This window comes from Paenarthrobacter sp. PPS72, assembly GCF_048537125.1.
Lineage (GTDB): Bacteria > Actinomycetota > Actinomycetes > Actinomycetales > Micrococcaceae > Arthrobacter > Arthrobacter nitroguajacolicus_E.
Genome location: NZ_JBLYIE010000041.1, coordinates 21,329 through 37,293, shown reverse-complemented (window position 1 = coordinate 37,293; position 15,965 = coordinate 21,329). Strand labels below are relative to the sequence as shown.

Sequence of the window (15,965 nt, the reverse complement as noted above, 5' to 3'; positions counted from 1 at the left end):
TCGTGAAATCGTGGACCTCCCGCCCTGTTCCTGAGCTGCCCGGCAGCCTGCCGCAACTACGGCTGTATGACACAGCCCTGGGCCGTGTGGTGGACGTTGAGAGACAGCCGGAGCAATCGATGTACGTCTGCGGCATCACTCCGTATGACGCTACGCACATGGGGCATGCAGCCAGTTATGTGGCCTTCGACCTCCTGAACCGCGCCTGGCGGGACGCCGGCGTCCGTGTGTCGTACGTCCAGAACGTCACGGATATAGATGATCCCCTCCTGGAGCGTGCCACAGCCACTGGCGTGGACTGGCGCGAACTGGCCCAGAGCCAGATCGAGCTGTTCCAGACAGACATGGACGCGTTGAACGTCCTCGCTCCAAACCACTACATCGGCGCTGTCGAGGCCATCCCGGACATCGTGCCCGCCATCGAGCAGCTTATTGCGGACGGTGTGGCCTATCGCGTTGACGGCTCCGAGGGCGAACCCGACGGCGATGTCTACTACGACGTCGAGACGGCCGGCAAACGCTCAGACGCCACCGATGCCTGGACGCTGGGTGACATCTCAGGTCTGGGTGAAAAGGAAATGCTGGAGCTTTTCGCTGAGCGCGGTGGCGACCCCGCGAGACCGGGTAAGCGCCATGCCCTGGATCCCTTGCTGTGGCGCGTCGCACGTGACGGCGAACCCAGCTGGCCCGGAGCTACCTTGGGTGATGGCCGGCCAGGCTGGCATATCGAATGTACGGTGATCGCTCAGAAGTACCTTCCGGCCCCCTTCACTGTTCAGGGTGGCGGCTCGGATCTGGTTTTCCCGCATCATGAAATGGGAGCCGGCCACGCCTATTCCTTGTCCGGCGTCCCGCTCGCCCGCCACTATTCGCACGCTGGCATGGTGGGGTTGGACGGCGAGAAAATGAGCAAGTCCAAGGGCAACCTGGTTCTTGTCTCAAAGCTGCGTGCTGCCGGTGAAGAACCTGCGGCCATCCGCCTTGCCATCCTTGCCCACCACTACCGATCGGACTGGTCCTGGACCGATCCGGAATTTGCCGAAGCCAAGGAGCGGCTCACGCGGTGGCGTGCCGCCTTGAATCATGCACCTGCTGGATCCTCTGCAGCCCTGATAACAGCCATGCGTCACGAACTCGCCAATGACCTCAACGCTCCCGGCGCGATTGCCGCCGTCGACGCCTGGGCTGAGAAAGCTGTTCGCTCCGGTGCGGAGAAGTCAGCGCATGACACGGCCCTCGTTACCGACGCCATCGATGCCTTGCTTGGGGTTGAGCTCTAAGCCACCCGCAAAAACCAGCAACGGCCCTGACACGATGTCAGGGCCGTTGCTGTTCTCGCCGACGCTAAGCCAAGCGACGACTCTAGGGACGTTCTTTGCCGCGGCGCTTTAGGTACCGCTCAAACTCGCGGGCAATGGACTCGCCGGACGCCTCCGGCAGATCCGCTGTGTCCTTTGCTTCTTCCAGTTGCCGAACATAGGCTGCGATCTCAGGGTCCTCTGTTGCGAGCTCATCCACGCCGCGCTCCCAAGCCTCCGATTCTTCAGCCAATGCCTGGCTGTCCAAGGGAACTTGCAGCAAATCCTCGATCTTGTGCAGGATGGCGAGCTGCGCCTTGGGGGATGGCGGCTGGGCGACGTAGTGCGGAACTGCCGCCCACAGGGAGACCGTCGGCAGCCCCGCCAGCATGGCGAACTCTGCCAGCACGCCCACGATGCCCACTGGTCCTTCGTACTGTGACGCCTCCAGGTTCAGGCGCTCCCGCAGGGAACTGTCCTCCGTGGTGGTGCTGACCGGAATCGGACGGCTGTGAGGCACATCGGCGAGTAGCGCGCCCACCAAAATCACCGAGTCCACCTTGAGTGCTTCTGCATGGACAAGTAATTCGGTGGTGTACGCGCGCCAGCGGTACGAAGGTTCAGTGCCCAGGACGAGGACCACGTCCACGTTGCTGTCCGGAACTTCAGCCTTGTAAATCCGCGTTGACGGCCATTTCACCTTACGGGCGCCCGAGGATGTACGCCTTACTGTGGGCCGCGTGAACTGGAAGTCGTAGTACTCCTCGGCGTCCACAGTGGCAACCTTCTTGCCGCCCCAAAGCTTGTTCAAGTAGTGCAGCGCATCGCTGGCGGCCTCACCGGCGTCATTCCAACCCTCAAACGCGGCGAGCATTACGGTGACACGCTGGCCGTCCGCCGGTTCCTTAAGGAAACGCTCGGGCTCCGCAGTGATGTCCTGTCCTTCGGGGGTCCCGTCAACACTGTTCATCCACTCACCCTACGTCCAAGACCCTTGTGGATGCATGGCATTTCACGCCGAAGCGTGTCCGGTATTCGCGCACAGCGGAACAGGCGAACGGCCGCCCGCAATGTTCCACGTAGACTGGAAACCATGCATTCGTTACCCAGCCAGCCCCTCCTCAAAGCCGTGCTCTGGGATATGGATGGCACACTCGTGGACACCGAGCCCTACTGGATAGCCGCCGAGCGCGCGTTGGTGGAATCCCATGGCGGCACCTGGTCCCATCAGCAGGCCATGCAATTGGTGGGTCAGTCGTTACTCCACTCCGCAGCTGTCCTGCAGGCCGCAGGCGTCAGGCTTGAGGCGCGTGAAATCGTGGACACCCTGAGTGCACAAGTCATCGAACGGGTCCGCAAAGAAGTGCCGTGGCGCCCCGGCGCCCGCGAACTACTGGACGAACTCCACACGGAAGGCATCCGCTGCGCCCTCGTGACCATGTCCGAAGGCCCCCTCGCTGGCGTTGTGGTGGAGAGCCTTCCCAAACCCTACTTCGAGTTCATGGTGACCGGCGATACGGTGACCAACGGGAAGCCGCACCCGGAGGCCTACCTCACCGCCGTGGAACGGCTCCGGGTTGAGGACCCGTCCGTAACGATTGACCACTGTGTTGCCTTGGAGGACTCCGTCCCAGGTGCCACAGCCGCCATCGCGTCAGGCGTGGTCACGGTAGGAATTCCCCATCAGGTACCCCTCCCGGAAGACCCTCGAATGATCATGTGGCCCACTCTGGTGGGTCGTACCATACCGGATCTCCAGCAGCTTGTGGCGGACCGCTTCGCCGCAGCAAACCTGCTTGAAGGGGCCAGCTAGGTGAGCAGTCCCTCCACACCGCATCACTCACACAGCAAAAAGCGGGACGGCATTCCTCTGGGACGAATCGCCGGTATACCCGTTTATCTGGCATATTCATGGTTTGTCATCGCAGCCTTTACCGTGTTCGTTTACGGCCCGGTACTGATGGACTACATGCCCTATCTGCATAACTGGGCATACTTGGTGGCTCTGTGCATTGCCCTGTTGCTCGCCATTTCTGTGCTGATCCATGAACTTGCGCACGCGCTCAGTGCAAAAGCCTTCAAATGGCCCACCGAAAAGATCGTGCTCAATCTTTGGGGCGGACATACGCAATTCGAGAACTTCACGGCTTCGCCGGGCAGGTCGGTCCTTGTCGCCTTGGCCGGCCCCATTTCCAACTTCGTCGTAGCCGCGGTCATGTGGGCTGTAATGTCCGCCGACCTGCTCACCGGGGTAGCAGCCACCCTGGGCGACATCCTGATGCGGGCAAACCTCCTGATCGGCATCTTCAACATTCTTCCGGGGATGCCACTGGATGGTGGCCGATTGGTGGAGTCGGCTGTATGGAAAGCGACCGGCAGCCAGGACAAGGGCACCATCGCCGCAGGATGGTCGGGACGGGTCATCGTCGTAGTGCTGGTCATTTGGTTTATCGGCCTGCCACTGATCAGCGGCGCATGGCCGGATCTCACCTTTGTTGTGATCACCGTCCTCGTGTGTGGTTTCCTCTGGATGGGCGCCTCGAGTTCCATCCATCACGCGAAGCTCCGCAGCCGTCTCTACCTCGTGAGCGCCGCCGGCCTGGCAGAGCCTGCAGTGGGCGTACCGAATTCGGCCACAGTGGCAGACGTCCTGGACATTTCACCGGCCGGAAGTCCCGCCGTCGTGATTTGCGGTCCGGACGGCAAACCTCAGGGAGTGGTGGATCACGGCGCAACGCTCGGTGTGCCCGCCGCAGCTGCGACGACGACGCCCGTTACCGCGGTGGCGCACGCCCTGGCCGCCGGAGCCTACGTCCCTGAATGGTCCAAGGGTCAGGAATTGATCCAGTACCTGGCTCGCCTGGAGGGCGGCGAATACGCTGTGGTTGACCACAACGGAATCGTCACCGGGCTTCTTCGCCAGCAGGCCGTAGTGACGGCCATAACAGGTAAGGAAGCACGCAGGAGCGGGCGCGCCTGACTGCCTTGCCGGTAGAGTTGCATGCCTGCGGTTATACAAAAGAGACCCAGCGATTTTTTGGCGCCCACCAGCCGGTCACACATTGCGGCCCAGCCGTACAGGAGCGAGGAACACCACATGAGCAGCGAAACCGCCGCCCCCGCAGCAAGCACAGGCACTGAAGAGCCAGCCACCGGACCGGCCGTTCAGCCCACCGGTGCTGCACGACGCCGCGGGCCGTTCCGTGTGGGCGAACGGGTCCAGCTCACAGACGAGCGCGGGCGCATGAACACCATCACCTTGGAAGTGGGCGGTGCTTTCCATACACACCGCGGCTTCCTGAACCATGATGAAATCATCGGCAAGGTGGATGGCTCGGTGGTCAGCAACAACGTGGGCCAGCAGTACCAGACGTTGCGGCCGCTGCTCTCTGACTTCGTTCTTTCCATGCCTCGTGGTGCGGCAGTGGTTTATCCCAAGGATGCCGGCCAGATTGTCACCATGGCGGATATCTTCCCGGGCGCACGGGTTGTGGAAGCCGGAGTGGGCTCCGGAGCCCTCTCCATCTCTCTGCTGCGCGCAGTCGGCGACGGCGGCTACCTCCACTCCTTCGAGCGCCGCGAAGAGTTCGCGGACATTGCCAGGGGAAACGTTGAGACTATCTTCGGTGGCCCCCATCCCGCATGGCAGATCTCCCTGGGTGATTTCCAGGAAGAGGTAGTCAAGGCCGAGGCCCCGGGTTCGGTAGACCGGGTGGTGCTGGACATGCTCGCTCCATGGGAGTGCTTGGACGCTGTTGCCACTGTCCTGGCGCCCGGCGGCGTCTGGATCAACTACGTGGCAACCGTCACGCAATTGTCCCGCACCGCCGAAGCAATCCGTGCTGATGGCCGATTCACAGAGCCGGATGCTTGGGAGTCGATGGTTCGCGGCTGGCACCTTGAAGGCCTTGCGGTCCGGCCGGACCACCGGATGGTGGCCCACACCGGATTCCTGCTGGTTACCCGGCGTCTCGCCGATGGCGTCACCGGAATCTCGGTGAAGCGTCGGCCTTCCAAGACCGAATTCAGCGAGGAAGACCTCAATGCGTGGACCCCCGCAGCAGTGGGGGAGCGCTCCGTGTCTGACAAGAAACTGCGTCGTGCAGCACGTGATGCAATCGCCGGGACCAACGTTCAGGATGATCCTTCAGTCACAAACTGACAAAGGTCACAATAGGGTTCGCATTCCGAATGTCACCAAGCACCCTGAGCTTTTCGGGACTAAGGTCTTGTTAAGCGCAGGAAGGGGCTGATGAATCGTGGATACGTCAAACAACGACCTTGGACGGCCGACGCCGGAAGATGCAAACGACGCAGCGGAGAATACGGCAAGCCGGGGGCTTGGCGCTGTTCAACCGCCGGAGACCTCGAGTGAACTGACTGTTGCGGAACGGCAGATCAACATCCTTCGGGACAAGCTTCGCCACATCGACCGCCAGTTGGCAGCCGCAACCCAGAACAACAGCAAACTTGTCAGCATGCTGGAAACGGCGAAGGCTGAAATTCTTCGCTTGAAGGGCGCCCTGGAGCAGGAGGGCCAGCCTCCTTACAGCTTCGGTACCGTGGTGCAGATCAACCCACGGAAGCAGCCGGCCGCCGGCAGCTCAGGGCAGGCCGCCACCGAAGAGTCCGTGGATATTTTCAATGCCGGCCGGAAAATGCGTGTGGGTGTCAGCCCGCTCGTGAACCTCAACCAGCTCGCCGTCGGACAGGAAGTCCTGCTCAACGAGGCACTGCTGGTGGTGGCAGGACTCGGCTACGAACGTGCCGGCGAACTGGTCACCCTCAAGGAAAGGCTGGGCAGGGACCGGGCGCTTGTGGTTGGCCGCGCCGACGAAGAGCGCGTGGTCCGGTTGTCCGGGGCACTCCAAAGCGTTCATCTGAAAGTGGGCGATGCGTTGTCGCTCGATTCACGGACGGGCTACGCACTGGAAAAAGTCCCTCGCGCAGAGGTGGAGAACCTCGTACTGGAAGAAGTCCCGGACATCACTTACCAGGATATCGGTGGCCTTGGCCCGCAGATTGAACAGATCCGCGACGCCGTGGAGCTGCCATTCCTCCATCCGGACCTCTACCGCGAGCACGGGCTGAAGGCCCCCAAAGGCATTTTGCTTTACGGACCTCCGGGTTGCGGCAAGACCCTCATTGCCAAAGCAGTGGCGAATTCCCTCGCTGCACGGGCTGCTGAACGAGCCGGCAATACCGATCTCAAGAGCTACTTCCTGAACATCAAGGGTCCCGAGCTCCTGGACAAGTACGTGGGTGAGACCGAACGGCATATCCGCCTGATCTTCTCCCGTGCCCGTGAGAAAGCCTCGGATGGCAGCCCCGTGGTGGTCTTTTTCGACGAAATGGACTCTCTGTTCCGCACCCGGGGTACAGGTGTCTCGTCCGACGTCGAAACCACCATCGTTCCGCAGCTGCTCAGTGAGATCGATGGCGTGGAGCGCTTGGATAACGTGATCGTCATTGGTGCCTCGAACCGTGAGGACATGATCGATCCCGCCATCCTTCGCCCCGGCCGCCTCGACGTGAAGGTCAAGATTCAACGACCCGACGCCGAAGCCGCGGCCGATATCTTCGCGAAGTACATCACCACCGACCTGCCTTTCCACCCCCAGGATTTGGCGGAGTATGGCGGCGACGTTCAGGCCACAGTGGATGCCATGGTCCAGCGCACGGTGGAGGCCATGTACTCCACTGAGAAGTCCAACGAGTACCTCGAAGTTACCTACGCCAACGGCGATACAGAGATGCTGTACTTCAAGGACTTCAACTCCGGCGCCGTGGTCCAGAACGTCGTGGACCGCGCCAAGAAATACGCCATCAAGGATTTGCTGACCACCCAACAAAAGGGTCTTCGGATCGATCACCTGCTTCGGGCCGTTGTGGATGAATTCCGCGAGCACGAGGACATGCCGAACACCACCAACCCGGATGACTGGGCGAGGATTTCGGGCAAGAAGGGCGAAAGGATCACCTACATCCGAACCATCGTTCAGGGCAAGGCAGGGCAGGAGCCTGGAAAGTCCATCGAAACCACCGCCAACACGGGTCAATACCTGTGACAGCAAAGCCCGAGGGTTCACCCGCAGAGAAGCTTCCCGCAGGCGGCGCCATGCGCGTCATGGGCTCGGAAACTGAATATGGGATCCATGCGCCGTCAGCGCCGGGAGCCAACGCCACCATGATGTCCGCCAGAATCATCCAGGCGTACGCAACCGTCACCCGGCAACGGGCAGCCGGCGGGGCGGAGACGCGGTGGGATTACACGGACGAGGAACCGCTGCACGATGCCCGGGGTTGGACGGTGGATAGGGCAGCGGCAGATCCCAGCCAGTTGACGGACCAGCCGCCAGTGCTCGACGCCGAAGCTGTCGCACTGGCCTATGGCCGCCAGGAATTGGAACTCGACGGCGCGGACGAATCCGGTTCCCTGCTGATGAACATGGTCCTCGGCAATGGCGCCCGCCTTTACGTTGACCATGCGCATCCTGAGTACTCCAGCCCCGAGGTCACCAACCCACGCGATGCCGTGGCATGGGATGCCGCCGGTGACCTGGTGGCATTGGCCACCGTCCGGAAGGTCGCCTCCGATACCGCGCTTCCGCCGATCAACCTCTACAAGAACAACACCGATAACAAGTCCGTGTCCTACGGCTCGCATGAGAACTACCTCATGCCGCGGTCGGTGCCGTTCGGGGACATCATCCGTGGATTGACTCCTTTCTTCGTCTCGCGCCAAGTCATCTGCGGTGCGGGGAGGGTTGGGATAGGGCAGGACAGCTCAACGCCCGGCTATCAGATCAGTCAACGGGCGGACTTCTTCGAAGCAGAGGTGGGCCTGGAGACAACCATCCGGCGCCCCATCATCAACACGAGGGACGAGCCTCATGCTACGGCGGACAAGTACCGCCGCCTCCACGTGATTATTGGGGACGCCAACCTCAGCCAAGCCTCCAATTTCCTGAAGTTCGGAACCACGGCCATGGTCCTGAGCCTCATTGAGGCAGGACAGGCGCCGAGGATCGAGATCCACGAGCCGGTGCAGGCGCTCCAAGCCGTCAGCCACGACACCACATTGGCCGTCACGGTCAGGCTTCTGGACGGAAGGCGGGTGACCGCCCTCGATCTTCAGTGGATGTATTACGAGGCGGCCGCCAAGCTGGCCCAGGAGACCGGGGTGGCGGATTCAGTGACCGGAGACGGTCATACCCACCAGGTCCTGTCTCACTGGGAATCCACCCTGACAACTCTCGGCACCGATCCTGATGCTGCTGCCTCGTCGGTGGAGTGGGTGGCCAAGAAATCCCTGTTGGAAGGTTACCGAAACCGCGACGGATTGGCGTGGGACGACGCCAGGCTCGGCTTGGTGGATCTTCAGTGGTCCGACATTCGGCCCGAGAAAGGCCTCTACTACAGGATGCTCTCAAGGGACCGGATGAGGCGCATCGTCGACGACGGCGACATCACCCGGGCGGTAACCGAACCGCCGTCGGATACGCGCGCGTACTTCCGCGGCCGGTGCGTTTCCAGGTTTGGCAAGGATGTTGTTGGTGCCAGTTGGGACTCGGTGATCTTCGATGTTCCGGGGCTGGGGAAACTGCAGCGGGTGCCTACACGAGAGCCCTTGAGGGGTACGCAAGCGCTAACCGGCGCCCTCTTTGACCGCCACACGGACGCCGCCACATTCTTGGCCGAATTGTTGGGTCAGGCCCCGCCACCGGCCAGGAGTTGAGGGTTGCACGCCGCAGGAACATTCGTGCTTGGCCAAAGCCATCCGCAGCACCGGTCAGCGTGGCAATATGGCATTAGGAAGTCTCCGTTTTCAGGAGACTGACAGTAGGGAGAAGAAAATGGCAGCACAGGAGCAACAGCAACCGCAGTCACGGGAAACCGAGACCGAAGTGGACGTACCGGAAGCACCACCGGCGGCCCCGGAGGCGCAGGCCTCGGACGCGACGCAGGGTGTGGATGACCTCCTCGACGAAATTGACGGCGTTCTCGAATCCAACGCCGAAGAGTTCGTCAGGGCGTTTGTCCAAAAGGGCGGCCAGTAGGCGGACCCGCCAGAGGATGTACTGCCCGGTCGGCGTGAGGCCGCCGGGCATCGGAATGCAGAGTCGAAGGAGTGCAGCAATGCAGGACCCATCAACCGGCCCCCTGGCCACCCAGGCAACGTCTTCTTTCACGGAGCATCTTCAACGCTCGCGTCCCGAACTCCTTCCGTTCAATCAATCGTTACCCGCCGGCACGGTCCCGTCCTCCCCGCATGCCACCACCATCGTGGCTTTGACCTACGCCGGGGGCGTGCTGATGGCCGGGGATCGCCGGGCCACCATGGGAAACATCATCGCCAGCCGGCACATCGAGAAGGTTTTTCCGGCTGACGAGTACTCGGTCCTGGGCATCGCCGGGACCGCGGGCTTGGCAATCGACATCACACGGCTTTTCCAAGTCGAGTTGGAGCACTACGAAAAGATAGAGGGCACCCTCCTCAGCCTCGTGGGCAAGGCCAACCGCTTGGGCGCCATGATTCGCGGAAACCTGCCCATGGCTATGCAGGGGATGGCGGTCATTCCATTGTTTGCAGGCTTCGACCACGTCTCCGGTGTGGGCCGATTGTTCTCCTATGACGTCACGGGCGGCCGTTACGAAGAGCAGGAGCATCATTCCGTTGGTTCCGGTTCCGTGTTCGCGCGCGGGGCCCTGAAGAAACTGTGGAAGCCGAACTTGTCTGAAGAGAGCGCCGTGGCAGTTGCCGTAGAGGCGCTCTATGACGCCGCGGACGACGACTCCGCCACGGGCGGCCCTGACCCCGTCCGTCAACTGTGGCCGGTGGTGTATACCGTAAACCGCTCCGGCAACCGTCGAGTCCCTGAACGGGACCTGGCCGCGATAGCCGGTGCCATCGTTGAATCGCGCGCTGCCGCCGGACGGGAGGCCTGAACATGACCCAGCAGTTCTACGTCTCTCCCGAGCAGCTGATGAAGGACCGTGCGGATTTCGCACGGAAGGGCATCGCACGCGGACGTTCCGTAGTGGTCATCAGCTGCGCTGATGGCATCGCGCTGATCGCCGAAAACCCTTCACCTTCCTTGCACAAGATCGGCGAAATCTACGACAAAATCGCTTTCGCAGCGGTGGGCAAGTACAACGAATTTGAAAGCCTTAGGCAAGCCGGGGTTCGGTACGCCGACGTCCGCGGATACTCCTATGATCGCGAGGACGTGACCGCGCGCGGCCTTGCCAGCGTTTACGCGCAGAGCCTTGGAGCGGTGTTCACGGCCGAGCAGAAGCCGTTCGAGGTGGAGTTGGCCGTGGCCGAGGTCGGCTCCACGCAGGAGCAGGACCACCTGTACCGGCTGACCTTCGATGGATCCATTGCCGATGAGAACGGCTTCGTGGTCATGGGCGGGCTTGCGGATCAAATTTCCGACGTCGTCAGCGGGGCTTGGGAGGCGGAGCTCAGTTTGGCGGGGGCCATGCGGTTGGCACTGCATGCCTTGGCCACCAACAAGGAAGTCGAAGAACTGCCCGCTACCGCCGTTGAAGCCGCGGTGCTGTACCGCGCCTCGGAGAGCAACCGCGGATCCCGCAGGGCGTTCCGGCGGCTGTTGCCGGATGACATGACCCGGTTGCTCACAGAGGAGAGCTGAGATGGATAAACGGATATTTGGCATCGAGACGGAATTCGGAATCTCCTACTCCAGTCCGGATTCACGTCCGTTGGCTCCTGAGGAAGTTGCCCGGTACCTGTTCCGCAAAGTGGTCAGTTGGGGCAGGTCTTCCAACGTTTTCCTTACCAACGGTTCACGGCTGTACCTTGATGTGGGCTCCCACCCTGAGTACGCCACGGCCGAGTGCGACGACCTCGCCCAACTCATCGCCCACGACAGGGCAGGCGAGCTCATCCTGGACGACCTCGTGGACGAGGCACAGGCAAGGCTCGCGGCGGAGGGCTTCAATGGCACCGTTTACCTTTTCAAGAACAACACGGATTCGGCGGGGAACTCCTACGGCAGCCACGAGAACTACCTCATACCGCGTCGAGGAGAGTTTTCCCGCCTTGCCGAGATACTGATTCCGTTCCTGGTCACCCGGCAGCTGATCGCCGGCGCCGGCAAGGTATTGAAGACCCCGCATGGTGCCACCTTCGCTTTCTCCCAGCGCGCCGACCATATCTGGGAAGGCGTGTCGTCGGCGACTACCCGCTCCAGGCCCATCATCAACACCCGGGACGAGCCCCACGCGGACGCAGAGTTCTACCGCCGCCTCCACGTGATCGTGGGCGACTCCAACATGTCGGAAACCTCCGCCCTGCTCAAGGTAGGCACCGTTGACCTCATCCTCCGCATGATCGAGGCCGGCGTGATCATGCGTGACATGCGCATGGAGAACCCCATCCGCAGCATCCGCGAAATTTCCCACGACCTCACTGGGCGGGCACTGGTCCGCCTGGCGAACGGACGGCAACTCACCGCACTTGATATCCAGCGTGAGTACCTCAACAAGGTCACGGACTTCGTGGCCACGAACGGTGCGCACAACGCCCACGTACCTCTCATCCTGGACTTGTGGGAGCGGACCCTGAATGCGATCGAGAGCGGCGACACCAGCACCATCGACACCGAAGTGGATTGGGCCATCAAGAAGAAGCTCATGGACGGCTACATGCGCCGCCATGACCTCAGCCTGGATTCACCGCGCATTGCCCAACTGGACCTCACTTACCACGACATCTCCCGGAAGCGCGGCATCTTTTTCCTCTTGCAGGCGCGCGGCGCAGCACGCAGGCTGGTCACCGAAACAGAGGTCAAGGACGCCGTGGACGCACCGCCCCAGACGACCCGCGCCAAGCTGCGGGGAGACTTCGTACGGAGAGCGCAGGAGCTTGGCCGCGACTACACCGTGGACTGGGTGCACCTGAAACTCAACGACCGCGCGCACCAAACGATCCTCTGCAAAGATCCGTTCCGGAGCGTCGACGAACGTGTTGATGCCTTGCTGGACTCCATGGGGTGACGGGCTTTTAAGCTGGCTCCCAGCTTCGCGGGCTATTCTGGATAGTGGTCTCTTCCCGAGATCCACCCTGCTTGGATGCGCTACGCGCCTTTCCGAGTGTCCCTTTGCCCCGACGAAAGTGTCTTTTTGTGCGCCGACTCCTAGCAATTCTCCTCCCCGCCCTGCTGCTCATTACCGCCTGCGGTGGGGAAAGCACTCCGGCCGCCGAGCCCACCAGCAAATCAGTGGGTGACGTCTCCAAGCTCGACTCCCTGAAGGTGACGGACAACGGCAATGACAAAGCCCCGGGCATCGAATTTTCCAAGCCCCTGGCTGTGACCGGACCCACCGTCAAGGTTGTCAGCGAAGGTGACGGAGACCCCGTCAAGATGGGTCAAATCGCAGACCTCGTCTTCGTCGCAGTAGATGGCACCGATGGCAAGACGCTTGAGGACGGTTACACGCAGGGACCCCAGCCTATCGAGCTCTCCGAGCAGATGAAGACCGGCAATGAACTGATCTTCGACGCCATCATCGGCGCCAAAGTAGGAAGCCATGTAGCTATTGCCGCTCCAGGCAACTCCTCAGCCACGGCACCTGCATCCACCCAACTGGTGGTCTTCAAGATCGCCTCCGCCAAGGACGCCCCCGGTCTGTTGAGCAAGGAAGAGACCGATCAGCTGGATAAAGACGGCAAGCTTCCCAAGGTGACCTTTGATGACAAGGGCGTACCTTCTGTGGAGATCCCCAAGACCGACGTTCCTGCCGGCCTTTCGGTCAGGGTGCTCTCCGAGGGCTCCGGCGAGGAGCTGAAAAACTCTGACACGATCGATGCAAACTACACCGGCTGGCGCTGGGAAGACAGCACCAAGTTCGACTCCAGCTATGACCGCGGAAAGGCCGCTACGTTTGGCCTGAACCAGGTCATCAAGGGCTGGACGCTTGGCCTCACTGGACAGAAGGTGGGATCTAAGGTTCTCCTGACCATCCCCACGGATCTCGCCTATGGTGCAAACGCCGCTGCCCAGGGTAAACCTGCGGGCCCGCTGGTCTTCGTCGTGGAGATCACCGGCAAGAAGTAAGACCCCGCCCGGGTTCTCGCTAAGCTGGTTCCTGAAAATCCCTTCGTCCCCCTCACTAAGGAGCAACCATGTCATTCGGTCAGCGTGACTTCGACCGCACCAAGCCTGAAATCGACTTCCCGGAAGGCGATGTCCCCACGGATCTCGTGATCACGGACCTGATTGAGGGCTCCGGCCCCGAGGCCAAGGTCGGCGACACCGTGTCCACCCACTACGTGGGCGTTGCCTGGTCCACGGGCGAGGAATTCGACGCTTCCTGGGGTCGCGGCGCTCCGCTCGACTTCCGCGTCGGCGTCGGCCAGGTCATCCAGGGCTGGGACCAGGGCCTGCTGGGCATGAAGGTGGGCGGCCGCCGCCGCCTGGAGATCCCCTCGGAACTCGCCTACGGCTCACGTGGCGCAGGTGCAGCAATCCAGCCCAACGAGGCCTTGATCTTCGTTGTCGACCTCGTGGCTGTGCGCTAGGACTTCTGCTTCCCACAAGGCGCGTTACCATCCGTTTTTACTGGTTGGTGACGCGCCTTGCCGCTTTCACGCTGGTTTTTAGTAACGTAGCAAGCGTGTCCGCATCCCGCACTGAACGTCTCCTGAACCTTCTCCTGGCTTTGCTCAATACCAAAGTTGGCCTTTCCCGTGCCGTGCTGCGCGAAAAGGTTTATCACGATTCAGCCGAGAGTGACGTCGCCTTTGGGCGGATGTTCGAGCGCGACAAAGTGGATCTCAAGCAGTTTGGCTTCGAGATCGAGACCTTGATGGATCCCCGCAGTTTCGGCGCAGACGATCCCGCCTCGACGCGTTACCGTATCGGCAAGGACTCCAACCGGCTTCCTGACGTGAGCTTGACGCCTGCGGAGAGCACGGTGCTGTTGCTCGCTGCACAGCTGTGGGAACGCGCTGCGCTGGGAACGGCAGCGGCCAACGCCGTCCGTAAGCTGCAGGCCGCAGGAGGCTTCATCGAGGTGGACCTCCCCGCGGGGGTTCAGCCCCGGATCAAACCTGCAGGACAAGCCTTCGACGACGTCGTTACGGCTATGCACGGGAGGAATCCGGTCCGCTTCGGCTACCTGGCGGTCAGTACAGGACGGGAAGAAGTCCGCGAAGTGGAGCCGTGGGGACTGGGCAGCCGCTTCGGTCAGTGGTACCTCGTGGGTTTTGACCGGGGGAGGGGCGCCAAAAGACTCTTCAGGCTCTCGCGTATGACCACCGCGGTCAGCGTCGTCACCACAAGCAGCTTCCAACCACCCGAAGGTTTCAACGCCCGGGCAGAGCTGGACGCCCTCAATGAACTTCCCCTCCAACAGGCAACCCTGGACGTGGACAAGGGCAAGTTGCTTGCCTTGCGCAAAAGGGCCGTCTCCGTCGAAGCATCCCCGGAGGAGCGCCAACGCGACCGCGTAACGGTGGACTTCCGGGATCCCGAGCAACTGGCCGAGGAGTTGGCATCCTACGGCCCCCACGTCAAAGTGGCGGGCCCCGCAGAACTACGCGCCGCCGTCGTACGCCGGCTCAAAGCTGCCGCAGACTTTGATGACGTACCGCTTGTGCCCATTGAATTTCCTGAAGCCGGGCGCGCTGTCCGGGCACGAAAGCGCACGTCCGAAGACCAACTGGCCAGGATGCTGCAACTGGTTCCGTTCCTGGTCCACCACCAGGGCCTGCACATCCAACAGGTGGCTGATCACTTTGGCATCAGCCGCAAGGCGCTGATCGATGACCTCAAGATCCTCATCTGTTCAGGCCTGCCCGAGGGCTACCCGGACGACCTATTGGACATCCAGTGGGAGAACGATCACGTGTACATCTCCGAACATCTCGATTTGAATCGTCCGGTACGTTTCAGCGAAGACGAAGCCGCAGCGTTGCTGACTGGCCTGGCCATGCTTGGGGACCTGCCGGCGCTGGCCGGAATGGCGGAAGATGAGTCCGGAAACGCACTGGAATCGGTCACCATCAAGCTGACAGGTGCTGCCGGGCAGGCTGCACGACTGGCGGGTTCAGTGTCCGGCCAGTCGGTAGCGCCTGAACAATCCCAGGCCTTTGCAGCCATTACTCAAGCGATCCGGGAGGGCCGGCAGTTGCGGCTCAGTTACTTCTCGCTGCAACGCGATGAAGTGACTGAGCGTGACGTGGACCCCTTGAGGCTCTACTCGCTGGATAATACCTGGTACTTCGAGGCGTACTGCCACAGTAAGGCGGGAATCAGGAACTTCCGACTGGACAGGGTAGAGACATTGGCGCCCAACGGCCGGGCTGTGTCCACAGCGGCAACTGCCGGGCAGGATTTTCCTGCCCGGTTGTTCACGCCCAGCGATGATGACGTGCTGGTGGTCCTCCAACTGACCCGTCAGGGCGCGGGACTGGCTGACGACTACTACGCCGAGCGAACCGCCCGGTTGTCCGACGGCGGCCTGCTCGCCGAAGTGCGGTTTGGTGACCCAGGGTGGCTGCCGATGTTCGTTTCACAGCATGGGGGTTCTGTTCGGATTTTGGATCCCCGGGACCTGCGAGAGGAAACCCGTGCATGGGTTGACGCGGCGATCGGGCAGTATGGCTCACCTTCCGGCACCAAGGCTGGCTAGACT

General features: G+C 61.8%; 14 protein-coding genes. 13 read left to right on the top strand and 1 reads right to left on the bottom strand.

Features of this window, described 5'->3' with window-relative positions; all coding sequences use genetic code 11:
• The first annotated feature begins 2 nt into the window (after positions 1-2).
• Complete coding sequence (mshC, locus tag ACLRGI_RS16820; RefSeq protein WP_419202704.1) at positions 3-1,280, top strand: cysteine--1-D-myo-inosityl 2-amino-2-deoxy-alpha-D-glucopyranoside ligase; 1,278 nt, start codon at positions 3-5, stop codon at positions 1,278-1,280.
• Positions 1,281-1,362: 82 nt separating this feature from the next.
• Here mshC and ACLRGI_RS16815 read toward each other — a convergent pair whose 3' ends face one another.
• A complete protein-coding gene (locus tag ACLRGI_RS16815; RefSeq protein WP_419202703.1) occupies positions 1,363-2,268 on the bottom strand; it encodes a PAC2 family protein in 906 nt (301 codons plus the stop codon).
• Positions 2,269-2,298: 30 nt separating this feature from the next.
• Between ACLRGI_RS16815 and ACLRGI_RS16810 the strand changes: the two genes are divergently transcribed.
• The 12 genes from ACLRGI_RS16810 (at position 2,299) to ACLRGI_RS16755 (ending at position 15,962) form a co-directional block, all read left to right on the top strand.
• On the top strand, positions 2,299-3,111 hold the full coding sequence (locus tag ACLRGI_RS16810) for an HAD family hydrolase (RefSeq protein WP_419202702.1): 813 nt from the start codon (positions 2,299-2,301) through the stop codon (positions 3,109-3,111).
• Positions 3,112-4,278, top strand: a complete 1,167-nt coding sequence (locus ACLRGI_RS16805; protein ID WP_419202701.1) for a site-2 protease family protein — start codon at positions 3,112-3,114, stop codon at positions 4,276-4,278.
• Between the two features lie 117 nt (positions 4,279-4,395).
• The gene (locus ACLRGI_RS16800; protein WP_419202700.1) at positions 4,396-5,460 is read left to right on the top strand and encodes a tRNA (adenine-N1)-methyltransferase; all 1,065 of its coding nucleotides are present in this window, start codon (positions 4,396-4,398) and stop codon (positions 5,458-5,460) included.
• A 97-nt stretch (positions 5,461-5,557) separates the two neighbouring features.
• Positions 5,558-7,366, top strand: coding sequence for a proteasome ATPase (gene arc, locus ACLRGI_RS16795; protein WP_419202699.1), 1,809 nt, complete (start codon positions 5,558-5,560; stop codon positions 7,364-7,366).
• A 50-nt stretch (positions 7,367-7,416) separates the two neighbouring features.
• Positions 7,417-9,036, top strand: a complete 1,620-nt coding sequence (gene dop, locus ACLRGI_RS16790) for a depupylase/deamidase Dop (RefSeq protein WP_419202750.1) — start codon at positions 7,417-7,419, stop codon at positions 9,034-9,036.
• A 118-nt stretch (positions 9,037-9,154) separates the two neighbouring features.
• Positions 9,155-9,358 carry a ubiquitin-like protein Pup gene (locus tag ACLRGI_RS16785; RefSeq protein ID WP_024816739.1) on the top strand — a complete coding sequence of 68 codons (204 nt, stop codon included), beginning with the start codon at positions 9,155-9,157 and terminating at the stop codon, positions 9,356-9,358.
• A 79-nt stretch (positions 9,359-9,437) separates the two neighbouring features.
• A complete protein-coding gene (gene prcB, locus ACLRGI_RS16780; protein ID WP_419202698.1) occupies positions 9,438-10,247 on the top strand; it encodes a proteasome subunit beta in 810 nt (269 codons plus the stop codon).
• Positions 10,248-10,249: 2 nt separating this feature from the next.
• The gene (gene prcA / locus ACLRGI_RS16775; RefSeq protein WP_419202697.1) at positions 10,250-10,957 is read left to right on the top strand and encodes a proteasome subunit alpha; all 708 of its coding nucleotides are present in this window, start codon (positions 10,250-10,252) and stop codon (positions 10,955-10,957) included.
• A 1-nt stretch (position 10,958) separates the two neighbouring features.
• Positions 10,959-12,323 carry a Pup--protein ligase gene (gene pafA, locus ACLRGI_RS16770; protein ID WP_419202696.1) on the top strand — a complete coding sequence of 455 codons (1,365 nt, stop codon included), beginning with the start codon at positions 10,959-10,961 and terminating at the stop codon, positions 12,321-12,323.
• Positions 12,324-12,451: 128 nt separating this feature from the next.
• The gene (locus ACLRGI_RS16765; RefSeq protein WP_419202695.1) at positions 12,452-13,384 is read left to right on the top strand and encodes an FKBP-type peptidyl-prolyl cis-trans isomerase; all 933 of its coding nucleotides are present in this window, start codon (positions 12,452-12,454) and stop codon (positions 13,382-13,384) included.
• Between the two features lie 68 nt (positions 13,385-13,452).
• The gene (locus ACLRGI_RS16760; protein ID WP_419202694.1) at positions 13,453-13,848 is read left to right on the top strand and encodes an FKBP-type peptidyl-prolyl cis-trans isomerase; all 396 of its coding nucleotides are present in this window, start codon (positions 13,453-13,455) and stop codon (positions 13,846-13,848) included.
• A 95-nt stretch (positions 13,849-13,943) separates the two neighbouring features.
• Positions 13,944-15,962 (top strand): helix-turn-helix transcriptional regulator, encoded by a 2,019-nt coding sequence (locus tag ACLRGI_RS16755; protein ID WP_419202693.1) that lies wholly within the window; start codon positions 13,944-13,946, stop codon positions 15,960-15,962.
• Positions 15,963-15,965 lie beyond the last annotated feature (3 nt).